The organism is Streptomyces sp. GL_141 (assembly GCF_057834385.1).
The window spans coordinates 4,261,747-4,279,989 of record NZ_CM174402.1 but is presented as its reverse complement, the minus strand read 5'-3'; the positions used below and the strand labels follow the sequence as shown (position 1 = coordinate 4,279,989).

The following is an 18,243-nucleotide window of genomic DNA, read 5'->3' as shown; positions in this document are numbered from 1 at the left end:
CCTCGGTGTCGCGGGCCGTCCGTGTGTGCCGGGGCGGGAGGTCAGTCCGCCAGCGGCAGGTACACGCGGTTGCCCGCGGCCGCGAACTCGGCGGACTTCTCCGCCATGCCCGCCTCGATCTCCTCGGCACCCAGGTCGCCACCGTGCTGGCGGCGGATGTCCTGGGAGATCTTCATCGAGCAGAACTTCGGACCGCACATGGAGCAGAAGTGCGCGGTCTTGGCCGGCTCGGCCGGGAGGGTCTCGTCGTGGAACTCACGGGCCGTGTCCGGGTCGAGGGCCAGGTTGAACTGGTCCTCCCAGCGGAACTCGAACCGCGCGTCCGACAGGGCGTCGTCCCACTCCTGGGCGCCCGGGTGGCCCTTGGCCAGGTCCGCCGCGTGGGCCGCGATCTTGTACGTGATGACACCGGTCTTCACGTCGTCGCGGTTCGGCAGGCCCAGGTGCTCCTTGGGCGTGACGTAGCAGAGCATCGCGGTGCCCCACCAGGCGATCATCGCGGCGCCGATGCCCGAGGTGATGTGGTCGTACGCGGGCGCGACATCGGTGGTGAGCGGGCCGAGCGTGTAGAACGGCGCCTCCTCGCAGATCTCCTGCTGAAGGTCGATGTTCTCCTTGATCTTGTGCATCGGGACGTGCCCGGGGCCCTCGATCATCGTCTGCACGTTGTGGCGCTTGGCGATCGTGTTCAGCTCGCCCAGCGTCTTCAGCTCCGCGAACTGCGCCGCGTCGTTGGCGTCCGCGATGGAACCGGGGCGCAGGCCGTCACCCAGGGAGTACGTGACGTCGTACGCCGCGAGGATCTCGCAGAGCTCCTCGAAGTTCGTGTAGAGGAAGTTCTCCTTGTGGTGCGCCAGGCACCAGGCGGCCATGATCGAGCCGCCGCGGGAGACGATGCCGGTCTTGCGGCGCGCGGTCAGCGGCACGTACGACAGCAGCACGCCGGCGTGGACCGTCATGTAGTCGACGCCCTGCTCGGCCTGCTCGATGACCGTGTCCTTGTAGATCTCCCAGGTCAGGTCCTCGGCGCGGCCGTCGACCTTCTCCAGCGCCTGGTACAGCGGCACGGTGCCGATCGGCACGGGAGAGTTGCGCAGCACCCACTCGCGGGTGGTGTGGATGTTGCGGCCGGTTGAGAGGTCCATGACCGTGTCGGCGCCCCACTTGGTCGCCCAGGTCATCTTGTCCACTTCCTCCTCGATCGAGGAGGTGACGGCGGAGTTGCCGATGTTGGCGTTGACCTTCACCAGGAACCGCTTGCCGATGATCATCGGCTCGATCTCGGGGTGGTTCACGTTGACCGGCATGACCGCGCGACCTGCGGCGATCTCCTCGCGGACGACCTCGGGGGAGACGTTCTCGCGGATCGCGACGTACTCCATCTCCGGGGTGATCTCGCCTCGGCGGGCGTACGCGAGCTGCGTGACCGCGACGCCGCCACGGCCGCGGCGGGGCTGGCGCGGACGGCCCGGGAAGACCGCGTCGAGGTTCTTGAGGCCACCGCGCGGCGAGGTGTGCTTGATGCCGTCGTCCTCGGGGCGCACGGGGCGGCCCGCGTACTCCTCGGTGTCGCCGCGGCTGATGATCCAGTTCTCGCGCAGCGGCGGCAGGCCCCGGCGCACGTCGGTCTCGATCTGCGGGTCGGTGTACGGACCGGACGTGTCGTAGAGCGTCACGTCCTTGCCGTTGGTGAGGTGGACCTGGCGAACCGGCACCCGGATGTCGGGGCGGGAGCCCGCCACGTACCCCTTGTGCCAGCCCGGCTGGCGCTCGGTCTGGCCGTCGGCGTCCTGGCTGACGGCAGGCGTGCGTGCGTCCTGAATGGTCATGAGACCTAATCTCCCTACGCCGGCATTACCCGGTAACAGGTTCGGCGGTCGACGCAGCCTCCTCCCGTACGCATATTCGAATGCGAACGGTGATCAGCGCCCTCTCAGCCCGGTGCTCCGAGCTCCCGCGTTGTGCAAAGTAGCCCCCACGCTAGCGTCATGTGTGGCGTGCTGAACAGTGGGCCCCCTCATCTGTTGCGATGATCAGCCAGTGACGTCCTCGCCGCAGCCCCCCACCGACCCCACGGATCCCGCTGGTCACGCCGGCCACGCAGGCCACACGCACGCGGACCCCGGTCACTCGCCGGCCCCTTCTCCCGGGCACTCCCACGGACATGCGCACAGCCATGGCCCGGCGGCCCCCGTCTCGAAGCACCTGCGCAAGGTGATCGCGGCCGTTCTGATCCCCTTCGCCACTGCCGTCGTGATCGGCATGGTGGTGCTCTGGCCCGGCGGCGCGCCGGGCCACGAGCGCACCGGGGTCGGCTTCGACCGGCAGACCCAGCAGGGCACGGTCGTCGCCCTCCAGCACGTCGACTGCAAATCCGTGAACGCCGCGCAGGTCCCGCCCACCGGCGACACCTCCACCCCCGAGGGGCGCGAGGCCCTGGCCGCGCAGAACGGCGAATGCAAGAAGGCCACGATCAAGGTCGGCAGCGGACCGGACAAGGGCCGCGAGTTCGTGGAGATCGTCCAGCCGGGTGCACCACGGCAGTTGACGGACGGCCAGGACGTGGTCGTCGCCTACGCCCCGGACGCGCCCCGGGATCTCCAGTACTCCGTGATCGACGTGAATCGCAAGCTGCCGATGGCCCTGCTCGCCGGCATCTTCGCCCTCTCGGTCGTCCTCGTCGGGCGGATGCGCGGGCTGTTCGCGCTCATCGCCCTCGTCGTCAGCTTCGCCGTGCTGACCCTCTTCATCCTCCCGGCGATCCTGCAGGGGTCGAATCCGCTGGTCGTGGCCGTGGTCGGAGCCAGCGCGATCATGCTGATCGCGCTCTACATGTGCCACGGGCTGACGGCCCGCACCTCGGTCGCGGTCCTCGGCACCATCATCTCGCTGCTGCTGATCGGCCTGCTGGGCTCGCTGTTCATCGACTGGGCGTTCCTCAGCGGCAACACGGACGACAACACCGGGCTGATCCACGGGCTCTACCCGAACATCGACATGAGCGGTTTGCTGCTTGCGGGTGTCATCATCGGATCGCTCGGCGTACTCGACGATGTGACCGTCACTCAGACCTCCGCGGTCTGGGAACTCCACCAGGCCGACCCGTCGATGGGCCCGCGCGGGCTCTACCGGGCGGGCATCCGCATCGGACGGGACCACATCGCCTCGGTGGTCAACACCCTGGTACTGGCGTACGCGGGCGCGGCGCTGCCCCTGCTGCTGCTGTTCTCGATCGCGAACAGCAGCATGGGCTCGGTGGCCAACAGCGAGCTGGTCGCGGAAGAGATCGTACGGACCCTCGTGGGCTCGATCGGACTGGTCGCCTCGGTACCCGTGACGACGGCCCTGGCCGCACTCGTGGTGTCCGCGGACCGCGCGGAATCCCCGGCGGCCACGGCGGCCTCGGGGCCGCTCCGCGGCGGCCGGGGCCGGCGACGCAAGCGCTGAAAGGCGGACCGGCGGGCGCAACTGGTCAGATCGCGCACACGGCCGGCCGTGAGGAACGGCAAGGTGGAGCGCTCAGCGCGTCGGCACGCTGAGCCGTGGTGCGGTGGTGCGGTGCTGCCGTGGTGCCGTGGTGCTGATGGTGCCGTCATGCAGGCGGCGCCGTTGCTGATGGTGCCGTCATGCGGCTTGATCCGGATGGTGCGTTGACGCTTGCCGGCACACCCTGGTCAGGCGGTGTCCGGCCGGACTCGCGTCAGCCCGCGTTCTGCTCGTTCTGCTGCGACTCCGCGAGGATCTTGTCGAGCGCCTCGTCGAGGTTCTCCTCGAAGTCCCCGAGGTTGCGCTCCTGGCCGAGCGGAACGATCCGGTCGGTGCGGTCGAGGAACGCCACGAGTGGCGCCGCGCTCGCACGGAAGAGAGCCCGGTCTGCGCCTACTTGCAGCCGGATGTGGACATCGGACAGCTCCTCCGGGTCGGTCGGGGCGATGTGGACATCGCCGTCACCGCACGGCTTGTTGATGCCGTCCAGAAGGAGCTCCCGGCCGAACGCCCAGGTCACGGGCGCATCTCCGGGAAGGTGGAAGGTCAGGCGGACTGCGTAGGGGTCACGAGCGTCGTACCGGAGTTCCACCGGGATCCGGAACGAGAGCTCCTCGGAAACGAGGAAACTCATCATGACCTCTGCCTGTACCGACTCGCGCATTGCCTACCCCGCTGTAGTGGAAGTGGCCAGGAATGATCCCCCAAGGCCCTCTTGACAAGAGTGGTGGAAGCGCTAGCAGATCACAAGGAGTGAGTTTTCAGATACTGATAGAGAAGGAGAGGGTGCTCAACAGCGCGCCTACTTCACTCCGTAGCCGATCGACCGCATACAGCAATCGATGTTCCTGGTGCAGAGGAAGAGAAATCGCCATTGTCGCGGCGGTGTCGCCGGCCGTGATGGGGATGGCCGCGCACACCGTTCCCAGGGCGTATTCCTGCCGCTCGGTCACCGGCTGCATCCGCTCCATGGAGCCGATCCGCTGCTCCAGAGCCCGTAGATCCCGCACGGTGAAGGCGGTGATGGCCTCGACCGGGTGACGGTCGTAGTAGTCCTTGCGCGCCTTCTCGTCGAGCTGGCCGAGCAGGCACTGCCCGATGGCGTGCGCGTGGCCGGTCTCGCGGAAATCGGCCCACTCTTCGCAGGCCGGGTTCGCCGGGGTGTCCGAGACCCCCACGACCTCGATTTCACCCTCGCGGTAGACCGCGAAGTAGACGGGGGCCCCGACTGCGTCGCGGAAGTGCGCGAGGGAGTCGAGGATCATGCTGCGACGTTTCTGCTGAAGCCCGCCACCGGCCAGGCGGCCCGCGGCGTCCCCCAGGACGAAGACTCCGCTCTCCCGTCGCAGATAGCCCTCGTGCGTCAGGGTGCGCAGCAGGTGGTACGCGGTGGGAAGCGGGAGCCCGGCCTCACGCGCCAGTTGTTTCGCCGGGGCTCCCTCACTATGGGAACCCACCGCTTCGAGCAGCCTCAGTGCCCGCTGCACCGAACCGATCAGAGTCGGCACACCGGCATTGTGAACCGAAGACAAAGCTCACCCCCAGGCGTGGCGGCGAGCCTTGGGGGGGCCCGCCCTGCGGGGGCCGCCCCCGCGTGTGCCATGACTCCTGGGGGTCGTGCTCGGTGGCTGTAACCAACAACCGCAGGTCAGAGCGGCACTACCGGCGTTCGGTGCCCAGGGAACGGCACAGATTGCCACTCTATCCGCCGATTCCCGGGCTGTGAGCGGTTTGGCCGTTCACGTTCCCTCAGCTGGGTTAATCCCGCTGTGACCCTGGTTGCGCCAGTTCTACCACTCTCCGGCGGAGGACTTCGACTCGGCGCCCTTGAACTTCCTGACGACGAAGATCAGGCCTCCGACGAGGGCCACGAGGAGCAGCGCCTTGAAGAGGAAGCCGATCAGCGCACCGATGACGCTGGTGATCACGCCACCGAAGACGAACAGCACCAGCAGCGGAACGGCGACCCACTTGACCCACCAGGGCATGCCTTCGAATATCCCTCGGATGCCTTCCATGTCCTCGACCTCTTCTTCCTAGTCCATCCAGTCCGTGACTTCCTGCTCTCGATGCTAGGAGGCCACGGCCCCCGGCGGGGGCCCTCGAGCCCCCGTACTCCCCTGATCCGCCCCCTAGGGGGACGGGGCTCCGGACCCTCAGTCCCGGGGTCCGTTCACCCTTCCGGCGGAGAGAAGACGACCATCACCTTCAGGTTCTCGGTGATGTGGTGGAACTTGTGCGGCACCCCGGCCGGCACGTAGACCACGCTCCCGTTGGCGACCATCGTCGTCTCCTCCCCGACGGTGATCGAGGCCCGGCCGCTCACGACGAAGTACACCTCGTCCTGGCCGTGGGGCTGTTGGGGATCGCTCTGCCCGGCGTCCAGCGCGTACAGCCCGACCGACATGTTCCGCTCGCGCAGGAACTGCAAGTAGGCACCCTTGTTCGCGGCCCGCTCGGCCTCGAGCTCGTCCAGCCGGAAGGCCTTCATCTTCTTTGTACCCCTTGTGCTCTCTCGTCCGGCGAGCATCCGCAGATCAGCTGATGTTCCACCGGGACCATCTCTGCAACGATCAGACACATGACGAATTTCGTAGTCAAGACCCTTGCCAACGCGGCAGCCCTGGCCGTCGCCATCTGGCTCCTCGCGGGCATCACGCTGGACGACGGCACCAGCATGGGCCACCGCGCACTCTCCCTGATCCTGGTCGCGCTGATCTTCGGCCTGGTCAACTTCATCGTCAAGCCCGTGGTGAAGCTGCTCTCGCTGCCCCTCTTCGTCCTCACCCTGGGCCTGTTCACCCTCGTGGTGAACGCCGCGATGCTGCTGCTGACCTCGTGGCTGGCGAAGCAGTTCGACCTCAGCTTCCACGTCGACGGCTTCTGGACCGCCGTCGTCGGCGCCCTGATCATCTCCGTCGTCTCCTGGGCCGTGAACATGGTCCTGCCCGACAAGAACTGAAGCCGGGCGCCCATGTACCGCGTGTGCTTCGTCTGCACCGGCAACATCTGCCGCTCGCCCATGGCCGAGTCGGTCTTCCGCTCCCACGTGGCCGACGCCGGGCTCTCGGGCCTGGTCGAGGTCGACAGCGCCGGCACCGGCGGCTGGCACGAGGGGGACGGGGCCGACCCGCGCACCGTGGCCGTCCTGGAAGCCTCCGGGTACGAGCCGGGCCACCGGGCCCGGCAGTTCCGGGCCTCCTGGTTCGCGGGCCTCGACCTCGTCATCGCGCTCGACGCCGGGCACCTGCGTGACCTGAGGGCGCTCGCCCCCACCCCCGAGGACGCCGCCAAGGTCCGGCTGCTGCGGTCCTACGACCCGGCGGCCTCCGCCGCTCAGACCGACGTACCGGACCCCTACTACGGCTCCCTCGACGGATTCGAGGAGTGCCTGCAGCTGGTCGAGGCGGCAAGCCCCGGCCTGCTGGCCGCCGTGAGCGAAGCCCTGAAGGAGCACACCCCATGAGCGCCCCCGACCCCGTGCCCCCGAGGGCTGAGCGGCTCGGCGACGGCACCGTCGCCGTCCGTGCCGGTCTGCCGGAGCCCGTCAAGAACGAGCCTCCGCTGCCCGGCCCCGTCTTCGCCGCCCACTTCCACCTGCCCGGCGACGTCGAGGGCCCCTACGCCTACGGCCGCGACACCAACCCCACCTGGACCCTGCTGGAGCGGGCCATCGGGGAGCTGGAGGCCCCCGGCCTGGACGGGGTGGACACGGTCGTCTTCGCCTCCGGCATGGCCGCGGTGTCCGCCGTCCTGCTCTCCCAGGCACGCGCCGGCGAGACCGTCGTCCTGCCGGACGACGGGTATCAGGTCCTGCCCCTCGTACGGGAACAGCTGGAGGCGTACGGAGTCCACGTGCGCACCGCCCCCACCGGCGAGGACGCCCAGCTCTCGGTGCTCGACGGCGCCCGGCTGCTGTGGCTGGAGACCCCGTCCAACCCGGGGCTCGACGTCTGCGACGTACGACGCCTCGTGGACGCCGCGCACGCCGGCGGAACCCTCGTCGCCGTCGACAACACCCTCGCGACCCCGCTCGGCCAGCGCCCCCTCGAACTGGGCGCCGACTTCTCGGTGGCCAGCGGCACCAAGGGGCTGACCGGCCACGGCGACCTGCTGCTCGGCTACGTCGTGTGCCGCGACGCCGAGCTCGCCGCGGGCATCCGCCGCTGGCGCAAGGTGGTCGGCGCGATCCCCGGCCCCATGGAGGCCTGGCTCGCCCACCGTTCCCTGTCCACCATCCAGCTGCGCGCGCAGCGCCAGTGGACCAACGCGCTCGCCGTCGCCGAGGCCCTCGCCGACCGCGGTGACGTCACCGGGCTGCGCTACCCGGGCCTTCCGTCGGACCCGTCCCACAAGACGGCCGCGCGTCAGATGCGGGGCTTCGGCTCCGTGGTCTCCTTCACCCTGGCCGACCGCGCCCACGCGGAACGGTTCATGGCCGCCCTGCGGCTCGTCGAGGACGCCACCAGCTTCGGAGGCGTGCGGTCCACCGCCGAGCGCCGCCGGCGGTGGGGCGGCGACGCCGTTCCGGAGGGGTTCATCCGCTTCTCCGCAGGGGCCGAGGACACCGAGGACCTGGTCGCGGACGTGCTGCGGGCACTCGACCTGGCGGTCGCGCAGGGCTGACCGGCCGTCCCGGGCGGTCCGAGCACGCCGTCCGGCAGCTCGGACCGCCCGGATCCCGGCCCGGCGGGTTTCACCGGGGCGCGTTTCAGAAGCGGAAGTCTGGGCCACTCTTCTCCCATGACCGAACGTCCAGTGGTCAAACGCACCGCCCGCGCGATCCTGCTCGACGGTGACGACCTGATCCTCATCAAGCGGACCAAACCCGGCGTCGACCCGTACTGGCTCACCCCCGGCGGGGGCGTGGAGTCCTCGGACCTGACCGTCGTCGACGCCCTCCACCGAGAGCTCCACGAGGAACTCGGCGCGAAGATCACCGATGTCGTGCCCTGCTTCGTCGACACCGTCGAGCACATCGCCGACGGCGGAGTGACCGGCGTCAAGGTGCAGCACTTCTTCGTCTGCCACCTCGAATCCATGGACCCCAGCCAGCGGCACGGCCCCGAGATCGACGAACCGGAGGGCGAGTACGAGATCGTCCGCGTGCCCTTCAGCCGCGTCGGCATCGCCGCGGTGCACCTCGTCCCGCTGTCCCTGCGCCACTACCTCGACGGCAACATCGAGGGCGTGCGCGCGATGCACGCCCCCGACCTGGGCTGACCCACCGCACGCGGGCGCCGCCGCGCCAGTCAGCCGGCGACGCCCGCCAGCTCCTCCACCTCGTCGTGCCGGATCCGCTCACCGGGGATCCCGATCCTCTTCAGCGCGTCCACCCCACTGCGGATCATCGCAGCCGGCCCCGAGACGAACGCGTCGTACGAGCTCCAAGGCCCGTGGGTGCCGACGGCCTGCGGCAGTTGTCCGGCGAGCCCCTCGTCACAGACCACCGGGCGCACCGACAGCCAGGGGTGCGAGCGCTGCAGTCCCAGCAGCGTGTCCTTGTCGTACAGGTCGTCGTCGCTGCGCGCCCCGAAGAACACCTCCACCGGGCGCCGCTCCCCGTGCTCGGCCACGTCCTCGATCAGCGCCTTGATCGGGGCGATCCCCGTGCCGCCACCCAGGCACAGCATTCCGTTGTCGGTGCTGTGGTCGACCACCATCGATCCCGTCGGGGGCCCGAGCCGCAGCACGTCGCCGGGCCGGGCGTGCCGGACGAGCGCGTTGGAGACCCATCCCGCCGGTACGGCCTTGACGTGGAAGGACAGCAGTCCGTCCGAGCGCGGTGCCGAGGCGAAGGAATAGTGCCGCCAGATCCGCGGCCACCACGGGGTCTCCAGGCTCGTGTACTGGCCCGCGAGGAAGGGGTAGGGCTGATCGGGGCGGACGGTGATCACCGCGATGTCCGAGGTGCGCAGATCGTGGGAGACCACCTCCGCGTGCCACCACGGCGGCGCCTTGGGCTCGTCCTCGGCCGCCGCGTCGATCATGATCTGGGAGATCGCGGTGTACGCCCGGACCCAGGCGGCCTCGGTCTCCGGCCCCCAGGTGGCCTCCGCGTACTTGGCCAGCGCCCCGACCAGGGCCTCTCCCACCGGCGGATAGTGCTCGGGCCGGGTTCCGTACTTGCGGTGCCCCGTGCCCAGCCGGCGCAGGTAGGCGGTGAGCACCTCGGGGTTGTCGATGTGCTCGGCGGCCGTCAGCAGCGCCTTCAGCAGCCGGTCGCGCTGCACGTCCATCGCGGCGGGGAACAGCCCCCGGAGATCAGGGTGTCCCGTGAACACGACGGCGTAGAAGTAGGAGGTCACCTTGTCGGCGACGGGTGCGATCTCCGCGAGGGTCCGGCGGATGAGAACCGCATCGGGGGAGGGCTCGGGCTCACCGTCCCCGGACGGTATCCGGGACGGCCCCCGTCTTGCCGATCTGGTGGGCGGAGCGTCCATGCGGTGCCTCGCTTCGAGCATCTCGGTAGGTCTGCACACGCCACGGCCTTCGAATCCGTGGTTCCCGGTTTCACAGCGTGCCAGTCCGCCCCAGAGCCTGCGGGGAAATGCGGGAAATCCGCGTTTCGAACCCACTTTCCCCTTAAGATGCCTCAACTCCCGTGCGCGCCACCCCTGTCAGCTGGTATGCCTCGCGCAGGTCACGGCCCTCGTAGACGTGCGTCGCCCGCTCCACCAGGTAGGGCCGGGCGTTCACCGCGACCGAAAGCGGGACCGCTTCGAAGAGCGCCACGTCGGTGCTGGAGTCCCCGTACGCAACACAGTCGGCCCGGGTCACGCCGAACCGAGCGCACAGCTGGTCGGCGACCGTGACCTTCCCCTCCGGCGTCAGGATCCCGGCCACGTCCACCGGCCGGGTGAAGGGCACTTCCGGGAAGACCGAGCCGTGCGCGGCGTGCGCGCCCCACTCCAGCAAGAGCTCCACGAAGAACGACGGCGACAGCGAGATCACCGCGCAGTAGTCCCCGCGCTCCCGGATCTCCTGCCAGACCTCCTGGATCCCCGACAGCCACGGAGCCCCGTCGAACGCCGCCCGGACATGGGCCGGAGTCAGGTCCGTCCAGAGCTTCTGCGCCGCCAGGGCGAACTGGTGCGGCTGGAGCTCGCGCGCGGCGAAGGACCGCTCCAGCTCGGCGATCTCGCGGGACAGCCCGAGCTGCCGGGAGATCTCGACCGGCGAGGCCGTGCCGTACATCAGGGTCCCGTCGAGGTCGAACAGGTGCAGGAGGGTCATAGCCATCGAGGCTAGTACGTTCGTTTCACGTGAAACAGTGGGCCGCGCTCACAGAAGCCGCACGGACGGCAGCCGGGTGGCAGGCGGACGGCAGTGGATGTTTCACGTGAAACATCGACACCAAATCCCCTGGACCGGTCCCGGTTCTATGAACCACTCTGAGGCCGTGACACCACCCCACCTCACCGCCCTCCCCATCCGCGCACTGACCGTGGACGATCTCCGCCACTGCGCCGATCTCTCAGAAGACCGCGGCTGGCCCCGCGAGGACCACAAGTGGGGGCTGCTGCTCGCCGCCGGACACGGCTACGGCATCGACGCCCCCGACGGCCTGGGACTCGCCACGGCCTGTGTGGTCACCCACTACGGACCTCCGCTGGCCGATCCCGAACTCGCCGCCATCGGCATGGTCCTGGTCGCCGAGCGCTACGCCCGCCAGGGTCTGGGCCGCCGCCTGATGACGTACATCTGCGACGACGTCCTCAAGGACGTTCCACTCACCCTGCACGCCACCCCGTACGGACGGCCCCTCTACGAAGAGCTCGGCTTCGAGACCACCGGCCGCGCCGAGATGCTCCGGGGCTCCTTCAGCCCGGATGCCGCCGCTCCCGCGCAGGACACCGTCCGCGTCCGGCCCGCCGGGGGCGAGGACATCCCGCGGATCCTGCTGCTGGACTCCGAGGTCTTCGGCACCGACCGAACCCATCTGGTCACCCGGCTGCCGGCCTTCACCGACCGGCTGCTCGTCGCCGAGGACCCGGCCGGCGAGCTGATCGGCTACGGAGCCATCTGGCCGAACATGGAGACCCATGTCATCGGACCGCTGGTGGCCCGCGACACCGGGGTGGCCCGCGCCCTGGTCACCACCCTCGCGGCGGCCACCGACCGGCCCCTGCGCACCGATGTCGACGTACGCCACGAAGAGCTGCTCGGCTGGCTCAAGGACCGCGGTCTCGGCTCCGTGGCCTTCAACACCGTGATGACCCGGGACATCCCCGGTCTGCCCGGTGACTGGACCCGCCGCTGGGCTCCGCTCACCGTGGCGGCCGGCTGAGCCAGGAGGAACCGACCATGACCGACAGCGATTCCAATCTGCTCATCCGTCCCGCCACCGAGGAGGACCTGCCCGCGATCGTCGCGATGCTCGCGGACGACCCCCTCGGCGCCACCCGGGAGTCCGCTGACGACCTCACCCCGTACGTGGCGGCGCTCAAGCGGCTGACGGACGATCCCCACCAGCACGTGGTCGTCGCCGTCCGCGAGGGCCGCGTCGTCGGCACCCTCCAGCTGACGATCGTCCCCGGACTCTCCCGCAAGGGGAGCACCCGTTCGATCATCGAGGGCGTACGCGTCCACGCCGACGAACGCGGGAGCGGACTCGGGACCCGGTTCATCGAATGGGCCATCGAGCGGTCCCGTGCCGAGAACTGCGCGCTCGTCCAGCTCACCTCGGACGTGACCCGCACCGACGCCCACCGCTTCTACGAGCGGCTCGGCTTCACCGCTTCCCACGTCGGGTTCAAGCTCCAGCTCTGAGCCTCCGTGTGGGCCGGGTCGCTGTCGGCGGCCCGGCCTACGATCGGGAGGATGAGCAGCCTTCCCCTCGTCACCACCGCGGAGCGCCGCCGCCGCCTCGGCCGCAGGCACCGGCTGGCCCCGTCGGCACGCGCCGCCACCGTGTCCGGGGCCGCGGACTCCGTCGTCGCCCTGCACGCCACCGATGCCGCGACCGTCTTCCTCTCCACCCGCGCCCGGCTGAGCGAAGGCGCGCCCGCCACGATCGAACGGGCCCTGTACGAGGACATGACCCTCGTGCGGCTGCTCAGCATGCGCAACACGCTCTTCGCCGTCTCCACCGAGCTCGCCCCCTTGGTCGATGCCTCCGCCGCCCGGGGGATCGCCGTGAAGGAGCGCCGCACCTTCCTCAAGCACCTCGACGAGGACGGTCAGGGCCTCGACGCGGACTGGCTGGCCCAGGTGGAGAGCGCCGTGCTGGACGCGCTCGACGCCCACGGCCCCTCCACCGGCAGCCAGCTCTCCACGGCCGTCCCCGCCCTGCGCCGGAAGTTCGTCTACGGCCGGGGCAAGAAGTACGAGACCGAGACCGGTGTCGCCACCCGTGTCATCCGCCTGCTGGCCGCCGACGGCCGGATCCGCCGGGACCGGCCCCGGGGATCGTGGACCTCCAGCCAGTACCGCTGGGTCCACACCGAGCCGTGGCCGGCCGTGCCGGCGGCCGAGGCCCGCGCCGAGATCGCCCGCCGCTGGCTCCACTCCTACGGCCCGGCCAGCGAGGCCGACCTCAAGTGGTGGACGGGCTGGACCCTCACCGAGGTCCGCAAGGCCCTCGCGGCCGTCGGCCCCGACGAGGTCCGGCTCGAGAACGGCGCCACCGCGCTCGTCTGCCCCGGGGACACCGGGCCCGAACCCGACCAGGAGCCCTGGGCCGCGCTGCTGCCCGCCCTCGACCCGAGCGCGATGGGCTGGGCGGACCGGGGCTTCCATCTCGACCCCGCCCACCGTCCGCCGCTCTTCGACCACTCCGGCAACATCGGCCCCACCGTGTGGTGGAACGGTGAGATCGTCGGCGGCTGGGCCCAGCGCGGCGACGGAGAGATCGTCCACCGGCTGCTGGCCGACCCCGGCAGCGAAGCCGTGAGGGCCATCGCCGCCGAGTCCGTCCGGCTCGCCGCCTGGTTGGGGGAGGCCCGTGTCACCCCGCGCTTCCGCACCCCGCTGGAGCGTGAACTCGCAGCGGGATGAGGGCGCCCGTTAGCCGATGCCCCGCCAGCCCTGCGGGTCGACCCCGCCGGGCACCGGGGACTGGGGGTCGTAGGGCTCGCGGGTGAAGACGAACGAGCCGAGGTCGAGGTGGCTCACCGATCCGTCCGGCCGCCGCACGGCCCGCAGCGACTCACCGGCGTAGTAGCCGTCCAGTCCGGTCCAGCTGCCGTCCGGCTCCGGCCGGAAGCGCGCGGACCGGCCGCTGCCGCCCACCGGCCCCAGCTCCAGGGATCCGTCGTAGGCCAGCCGCACGGCCTGGGCCGACGTGCCCCAGTACCAAGGCCCGCACAGCTCCAGCGCGACGGGATCGGCCTCCCGCAGCGGCCGCCACGGCTCGGGGATCCGCGGCTCCGCCTCGGCGACGATGCCCAGCAGTCCGGCCGCCAGCGTCGAAGCGGGCAGCCCCGAGGTGCAGTTGGCCAGCACCACCACGGCCACGTCGTCCGCTTCGCTCAGCCACAGCCCGGCGACGAAGCCGGGCAGCGAGCCGCTGTGGCCCGCGAGCCGACGCCCGCCGCTCAGCGTCAGCTGCATCCCGAGCCCGTATCCGAGATCGGCGAGGCCCGGCTCCGGGGGAGTGGCCGACGTCCGCATCTCCCGTACGGACTCGGCGCTCAGCACGCGCGCATCGCCGCGTACGAGGAAGGCGGCGAACTTCGCCAGATCACCGGTGGTGGACCACAGCTGGCCGGCCGGGGCCATGAGCCCGAGGTCCTCCAGGGGCTCCGGCATCATCACGTCCGCCCACGGGTGCACCGCCCAGCCGTCGGCGTGCGGGGCCACCGGCCGCGCCGTCGTGCGCTCCAGCCCCAGCGGCTCCAGCACCTCGGCACGGAGCACTTCCTCCCACGGCTTGCCGCGGACGGCTTCGACGAGCGAACCGAGCAGCGTGTAGCCGGGGTTGGAGTAATGATGGCGCCGTCCGGGCGCGAAGCGGAAGGGGCGCTCTCCCAGGACGTCCGAGAGCTCCGGCCGCAGCGTGCCCGCCGTGCGCTCCCACCACTCGCCGGGCGTCTCGGCCGCCAGCCCGGCCGTATGGGACAGCAGTTGGCCCACCGTCACCTCGCCGACTCCCGTTCCCGGAAGGAACTTCTCGACGGGGTCGCCCAGTTCCAGCAGGCCCTCGTCCCGCAGCCGCATCACCAGCACGGCGGTGAACGTCTTGGTGATCGATCCGATCCGGTACTGCACGTTTCTGTCGGGACCGTGCCCCTCGACCATGGTCCGGGACCCCTCCCAGACCACCTCTCCGCTCCGCACCACGGCGGCCACCAGGGACGGAGCCCGGCCTTCGCGCTGCGCGACCGCGATCCGGTGGCTCAGCGCACGCCGGGTCGCGGGCAGCAGGACAAGATCTTCAGATACGGCATCCATGGGGCGGATGCTACGTGTTGGCCATGTCCACGAACCGCGAATAGTGGCCCTGGAAGGCCACGGTGATGGTGGCCGTCGGACCGTTACGGTGCTTCGCCACGATCAGGTCCGCCTCGCCCGCTCGGGGGGACTCCTTCTCGTACGCGTCCTCGCGGTGCAGCAGGATCACCATGTCGGCGTCCTGCTCGATCGAGCCGGACTCACGCAGGTCGGAGACCATCGGCTTCTTGTCGGTGCGCTGCTCGGGACCACGGTTCAGCTGGGACAGCGCGATCACCGGGACCTCCAGCTCCTTCGCCAGGAGCTTGAGGTTTCGGGACATGTCCGAGACCTCCTGCTGGCGGCTCTCGGGCCGGCGCGAGCCGCCCGACTGCATCAGCTGGAGGTAGTCGATGACGACGAGCGACAGGTCGCTGCGCTGCTTGAGCCGGCGGCACTTGGCCCGGATCTCCATCATCGACAGGTTCGGGGAGTCGTCGATGTAGAGCGGGGCGGCGGAGACGTCCGGCATCCGGCGGGCCAGCCGGGTCCAGTCGTCGTCCGTCATCGTGCCGGATCGCATGTGGTGCAGGGCCACCCGGGCCTCCGCCGAGAGCAGGCGCATCGCGATCTCGTTGCGCCCCATTTCGAGGGAGAAGATGACGCTGGGCAGATTGGCCTTGATGGAACAGGCCCGGGCGAAGTCCAGCGCGAGGGTGGACTTACCCATGGCGGGTCGGGCCGCGATGACGATCATCTGGCCGGGGTGCAGACCGTTGGTCAGCGAGTCCAGGTCCGTGAAGCCGGTCGGGACACCCGACATCTGGCCGCTGCGCGAACCGATCGCCTCGATCTCGTCGAGGGCGCCTTCCATGATGTCGCCGAGCGGCAGGTAGTCCTCGGAGGTCCGCTGCTCGGTGACGGCGTAGATCTCGGCCTGGGCGCTGTTGACGATCTCGTCGACGTCGCCGTCGGCGGCGTAGCCCATCTGCGTGATCTTCGTGCCCGCGGCGACCAGCCGGCGGAGGACCGCCCGCTCATGGACGATCTCCGCGTAGTACTCGGCGTTCGCCGCCGTGGGGACCGACTGGACCAGGGTGTGCAGGTAGGGGGCGCCGCCGATCTTGCTGATCTCACCGCGCCGGGTCAGTTCGGCGCTGACGGTGATCGGGTCGGCCGGCTCTCCCTTGGCGTACAGGTCGAGGATGGCCTGGTAGATCGTCTCGTGCGACGGGCGGTAGAAGTCGTGGCCCTTCAGCACCTCGACCACGTCGGCGATGGCGTCCTTGGACAGCAGCATGCCGCCCAGGACGGACTGCTCGGCGTCGAGGTCCTGGGGCGGGACCCGCTCGAAGCCGCCGCCCCCGCCGTCCCAGGAGCCGCCCTCGCGGCCCCGGTCGCCGTCGTCGTCCCCGCGGCCACGGCCTTCGCCGTTGCGGCGCGTACGGGCGGGCAGACGGTCACCTGGACCGCTGTCGGCCCAGGGGTCGTCCATGGGCTCGGACATGCTCACCGGGCCGCCTCCTCCCGTCCGCAACGCGGACCTTGCCGTGTCACTCTTTCTACGACACGGCTCTGACATTTGGGGCACCCGAATCGGCTCTCGGCGAGTCGGACAACGACCAACGGTAGGCCCGGGAGCGACGTCAGCCAATCTTGTTATCCACAGGCTGTGTGGATGAGGTGTGGATGACGGCGCCAATGCTGTGGGTAACTCCCCGGAAGCTGTGCACGGACCGGGGGACGGTGCTGTGGACAAAATCACCTGACCCACCCACTTACCCCGCCTGACCTGGCATTTCTTCCCCCGTCGACTGTGGGGGAGAAAATTTTTCGCCACTGTCTCGAGATCGCCTCCAATGAGGTGGGACGAACGCTCGAATCGGCGTATCGGTAAGGGTCCTAGAAGCCTTGCATCCATTACCTGTGGAAGATTAGATTGAGCACATGAGACAGGCCCCCACCGCACCGAAGGCTGCCCCGAGACGGCACGACCGCGAGATCCTCGCACTCGCCGTCCCCGCCTTCGGCGCCCTCGTCGCCGAACCCCTCTTCGTGCTGGCCGACAGCGCCATCGTGGGGCACCTCGGCACACCCCAGCTGGCCGGTCTCGGCATCGCGGCCGCACTGCTCACCACGGCCGTGAGCATCTTCGTCTTCCTCGCCTACGCCACCACCGCGGCCGTGGCCCGCCGCGTCGGCGCGGGCGACCTCCAGGCCGCCATCCGGCAGGGCATGGACGGCATCTGGCTCGCCCTGCTCCTCGGCGCGGCCGTCGTCGCCTTCGTGCTGCCCACGGCGCCCACCCTGATCTCCTTCTTCGGGGCCTCCGACACCGTCGCCCCGTACGCGATCACCTACCTGCGGATCTCCGCCCTCGGCATTCCCGCGATGCTCGTGGTGCTCGCCGCCACCGGTGTCATCCGCGGCCTCCAGGACACCCGGACCCCGCTCTACGTCGCGATCGGCGGCTTCGCCCTCAACGGGGCCCTGAACGTCGCCTTCGTCTACGGGGCCGGCCTCGGCATCGCCGGCTCCGCCTGGGGCACGGTGATCGCCCAGTGCGCCATGGCCGCCGCCTACCTGGTCGTGGTCGTCCGGGGCGCCCGCAGGCACGGCGCCTCCCTGAGGCCCGACGCCGAGGGCATCCGGGCCTGCGCGCAGGCCGGTGCGCCCCTGCTGGTCCGCACCCTGTCCCTGCGGGCCGTCCTGCTGATCGCGACCGCCGTGGCCGCACGCCTCGGGGACGCCGACATCGCCGCCCACCAGATCCTGCTCGCCCTGTGGAGCCTGCTCGCCTTCGCCCTCGACGCGATCGCGATCGCCGGGCAGGCCATCATCGGCCGCTACCTCGGCGCGGGCGACACCGAGGGGGCCAAGGCCGTCTGCCGCCGCATGCTGCAGTGGGGGATCGCCTCCGGCATCGTCCTGGGCCTCCTCGTGATCGCGGCCCGCCCGGTGTTCATCCCGCTCTTCACCAGCGACCCCGCCGTCGAGGACGCCCTGCTCCCGGCCCTGCTCGTGGTGGCCGTCTCACAGCCCGTCTCCGGCATCGTCTTCGTCCTCGACGGCGTCCTGATGGGCGCGGGTGACGGGCGCTACCTGGCCTGGGCCATGCTGCTGACCCTCGCCGTCTTCACCCCGGCCGCCCTGCTCGTACCGGCCCTGGGCGGCGGGCTGACGGCCCTCTGGTGCGCCATGACCCTGATGATGCTGGTCCGGATGGTCACCCTCCAGCTGCGGGCCCGCTCGGGCCGCTGGCTGGTCGCCGGAGCCACACGCTAGACCTCGGCAGCTCCGGGACAGCCCCGGGGCGATGTTTCACGTGAAACAACGACGGCGGACCAGTCGGCGAGCCGTTGTTTCACGTGAAACATGGGTCAC

Annotated in this window: 18 protein-coding genes; 9 read left to right on the top strand and 9 right to left on the bottom strand. The window is 70.2% G+C overall.

All coding sequences use genetic code 11. From position 1 onward, the window contains the following. Positions 1-41 precede the first annotated feature (41 nt). Entirely contained in the window at positions 42-1,829 is a 1,788-nt protein-coding gene (thiC, locus tag AC3IX6_RS18670) for a phosphomethylpyrimidine synthase ThiC (protein ID WP_489371232.1), read from the bottom strand. A 211-nt stretch (positions 1,830-2,040) separates the two neighbouring features. On the opposite strand from thiC, the gene AC3IX6_RS18665 reads away from it, so the two are divergent. Next, positions 2,041-3,447 (top strand): YibE/F family protein, encoded by a 1,407-nt coding sequence (locus AC3IX6_RS18665; RefSeq protein WP_489371231.1) that lies wholly within the window; start codon positions 2,041-2,043, stop codon positions 3,445-3,447. Between the two features lie 253 nt (positions 3,448-3,700). On the opposite strand, the gene AC3IX6_RS18660 is transcribed toward AC3IX6_RS18665, so the two are convergent. From AC3IX6_RS18660 to AC3IX6_RS18645, 4 genes are all read right to left on the bottom strand, one after another. Beyond that, the gene (locus AC3IX6_RS18660) at positions 3,701-4,150 is read right to left on the bottom strand and encodes an SsgA family sporulation/cell division regulator (RefSeq protein ID WP_243331178.1); all 450 of its coding nucleotides are present in this window, start codon (positions 4,148-4,150) and stop codon (positions 3,701-3,703) included. A 97-nt stretch (positions 4,151-4,247) separates the two neighbouring features. Then, a complete protein-coding gene (locus AC3IX6_RS18655; RefSeq protein WP_489371486.1) occupies positions 4,248-4,985 on the bottom strand; it encodes an IclR family transcriptional regulator in 738 nt (245 codons plus the stop codon). A gap of 291 nt (positions 4,986-5,276) precedes the next feature. Then, positions 5,277-5,495, bottom strand: coding sequence for a DUF5326 family protein (locus AC3IX6_RS18650; protein WP_489371485.1), 219 nt, complete (start codon positions 5,493-5,495; stop codon positions 5,277-5,279). A 164-nt stretch (positions 5,496-5,659) separates the two neighbouring features. Continuing rightward, on the bottom strand, positions 5,660-5,977 hold the full coding sequence (locus AC3IX6_RS18645) for a cupin domain-containing protein (protein ID WP_250738593.1): 318 nt from the start codon (positions 5,975-5,977) through the stop codon (positions 5,660-5,662). 90 nt (positions 5,978-6,067) lie between these two features. Here AC3IX6_RS18645 and AC3IX6_RS18640 point away from each other — a divergent pair, with 90 nt between their 5' ends. From AC3IX6_RS18640 to AC3IX6_RS18625, 4 genes are all read left to right on the top strand, one after another. Beyond that, entirely contained in the window at positions 6,068-6,448 is a 381-nt protein-coding gene (locus tag AC3IX6_RS18640) for a phage holin family protein (protein WP_489371230.1), read from the top strand. Between the two features lie 12 nt (positions 6,449-6,460). Beyond that, on the top strand, positions 6,461-6,952 hold the full coding sequence (locus AC3IX6_RS18635; protein WP_489371229.1) for a low molecular weight protein-tyrosine-phosphatase: 492 nt from the start codon (positions 6,461-6,463) through the stop codon (positions 6,950-6,952). Then, on the top strand, positions 6,949-8,112 hold the full coding sequence (locus AC3IX6_RS18630) for a cystathionine gamma-lyase (protein ID WP_489371228.1): 1,164 nt from the start codon (positions 6,949-6,951) through the stop codon (positions 8,110-8,112). Before AC3IX6_RS18635 ends, AC3IX6_RS18630 begins: the two co-directional genes overlap by 4 nt. Positions 8,113-8,229: 117 nt before the next feature. After that, complete coding sequence (locus AC3IX6_RS18625; protein WP_389689729.1) at positions 8,230-8,709, top strand: NUDIX domain-containing protein; 480 nt, start codon at positions 8,230-8,232, stop codon at positions 8,707-8,709. 29 nt (positions 8,710-8,738) lie between these two features. On the opposite strand, the gene AC3IX6_RS18620 is transcribed toward AC3IX6_RS18625, so the two are convergent. Together AC3IX6_RS18620 and AC3IX6_RS18615 are read right to left on the bottom strand one after the other, a co-directional pair. Next, complete coding sequence (locus AC3IX6_RS18620) at positions 8,739-9,950, bottom strand: globin domain-containing protein (protein WP_489371227.1); 1,212 nt, start codon at positions 9,948-9,950, stop codon at positions 8,739-8,741. Between the two features lie 121 nt (positions 9,951-10,071). After that, positions 10,072-10,722 carry an HAD family hydrolase gene (locus AC3IX6_RS18615; protein ID WP_489371226.1) on the bottom strand — a complete coding sequence of 217 codons (651 nt, stop codon included), beginning with the start codon at positions 10,720-10,722 and terminating at the stop codon, positions 10,072-10,074. Positions 10,723-10,888: 166 nt separating this feature from the next. Between AC3IX6_RS18615 and AC3IX6_RS18610 the strand changes: the two genes are divergently transcribed. From AC3IX6_RS18610 to AC3IX6_RS18600, 3 genes are read left to right on the top strand one after another with little or no spacing between them, the layout of a single operon-like run. After that, the gene (locus AC3IX6_RS18610; RefSeq protein WP_489371225.1) at positions 10,889-11,776 is read left to right on the top strand and encodes a GNAT family N-acetyltransferase; all 888 of its coding nucleotides are present in this window, start codon (positions 10,889-10,891) and stop codon (positions 11,774-11,776) included. A gap of 17 nt (positions 11,777-11,793) precedes the next feature. Then, positions 11,794-12,258 (top strand): GNAT family N-acetyltransferase, encoded by a 465-nt coding sequence (locus AC3IX6_RS18605; RefSeq protein ID WP_489371224.1) that lies wholly within the window; start codon positions 11,794-11,796, stop codon positions 12,256-12,258. Positions 12,259-12,309: 51 nt separating this feature from the next. Further along, positions 12,310-13,485: a winged helix DNA-binding domain-containing protein gene (locus tag AC3IX6_RS18600; protein ID WP_489371223.1), complete on the top strand. Its 1,176-nt coding sequence runs from the start codon at positions 12,310-12,312 to the stop codon at positions 13,483-13,485. Positions 13,486-13,494: 9 nt separating this feature from the next. Here the strand turns inward: AC3IX6_RS18600 and AC3IX6_RS18595 are convergent, their stop codons facing one another. Both AC3IX6_RS18595 and dnaB read right to left on the bottom strand, forming a co-directional pair. After that, positions 13,495-14,880 (bottom strand): serine hydrolase domain-containing protein, encoded by a 1,386-nt coding sequence (locus AC3IX6_RS18595; protein WP_489371222.1) that lies wholly within the window; start codon positions 14,878-14,880, stop codon positions 13,495-13,497. 10 nt (positions 14,881-14,890) lie between these two features. Then, positions 14,891-16,354 carry a replicative DNA helicase gene (gene dnaB, locus AC3IX6_RS18590; RefSeq protein ID WP_489371484.1) on the bottom strand — a complete coding sequence of 488 codons (1,464 nt, stop codon included), beginning with the start codon at positions 16,352-16,354 and terminating at the stop codon, positions 14,891-14,893. A gap of 452 nt (positions 16,355-16,806) precedes the next feature. Here dnaB and AC3IX6_RS18585 point away from each other — a divergent pair, with 452 nt between their 5' ends. Further along, on the top strand, positions 16,807-18,144 hold the full coding sequence (locus AC3IX6_RS18585) for an MATE family efflux transporter (RefSeq protein WP_489371221.1): 1,338 nt from the start codon (positions 16,807-16,809) through the stop codon (positions 18,142-18,144). Positions 18,145-18,243: the final 99 nt, after the last annotated feature.

What these genes read in the sequence shown, in the direction of transcription:
- AC3IX6_RS18625 (WP_389689729.1), top strand. Translation starts at nt 8,230, where the DNA reads ATGACCGAACGTCCAGTGGTCAAACGCACCGCCCGCGCGATCCTGCTC.
- thiC (WP_489371232.1), bottom strand. Translation starts at nt 1,829, where the DNA reads ATGACCATTCAGGACGCACGCACGCCTGCCGTCAGCCAGGACGCCGAC.
- AC3IX6_RS18635 (WP_489371229.1), top strand. Translation starts at nt 6,461, where the DNA reads ATGTACCGCGTGTGCTTCGTCTGCACCGGCAACATCTGCCGCTCGCCC.
- AC3IX6_RS18630 (WP_489371228.1), top strand. Translation starts at nt 6,949, where the DNA reads ATGAGCGCCCCCGACCCCGTGCCCCCGAGGGCTGAGCGGCTCGGCGAC.
- AC3IX6_RS18605 (WP_489371224.1), top strand. Translation starts at nt 11,794, where the DNA reads ATGACCGACAGCGATTCCAATCTGCTCATCCGTCCCGCCACCGAGGAG.
- AC3IX6_RS18600 (WP_489371223.1), top strand. Translation starts at nt 12,310, where the DNA reads ATGAGCAGCCTTCCCCTCGTCACCACCGCGGAGCGCCGCCGCCGCCTC.
- AC3IX6_RS18585 (WP_489371221.1), top strand. Translation starts at nt 16,807, where the DNA reads ATGAGACAGGCCCCCACCGCACCGAAGGCTGCCCCGAGACGGCACGAC.
- AC3IX6_RS18640 (WP_489371230.1), top strand. Translation starts at nt 6,068, where the DNA reads ATGACGAATTTCGTAGTCAAGACCCTTGCCAACGCGGCAGCCCTGGCC.
- AC3IX6_RS18615 (WP_489371226.1), bottom strand. Translation starts at nt 10,722, where the DNA reads ATGACCCTCCTGCACCTGTTCGACCTCGACGGGACCCTGATGTACGGC.
- dnaB (WP_489371484.1), bottom strand. Translation starts at nt 16,354, where the DNA reads ATGGACGACCCCTGGGCCGACAGCGGTCCAGGTGACCGTCTGCCCGCC.
- AC3IX6_RS18660 (WP_243331178.1), bottom strand. Translation starts at nt 4,150, where the DNA reads ATGCGCGAGTCGGTACAGGCAGAGGTCATGATGAGTTTCCTCGTTTCC.
- AC3IX6_RS18595 (WP_489371222.1), bottom strand. Translation starts at nt 14,880, where the DNA reads ATGGATGCCGTATCTGAAGATCTTGTCCTGCTGCCCGCGACCCGGCGT.
- AC3IX6_RS18645 (WP_250738593.1), bottom strand. Translation starts at nt 5,977, where the DNA reads ATGAAGGCCTTCCGGCTGGACGAGCTCGAGGCCGAGCGGGCCGCGAAC.
- AC3IX6_RS18620 (WP_489371227.1), bottom strand. Translation starts at nt 9,950, where the DNA reads ATGCTCGAAGCGAGGCACCGCATGGACGCTCCGCCCACCAGATCGGCA.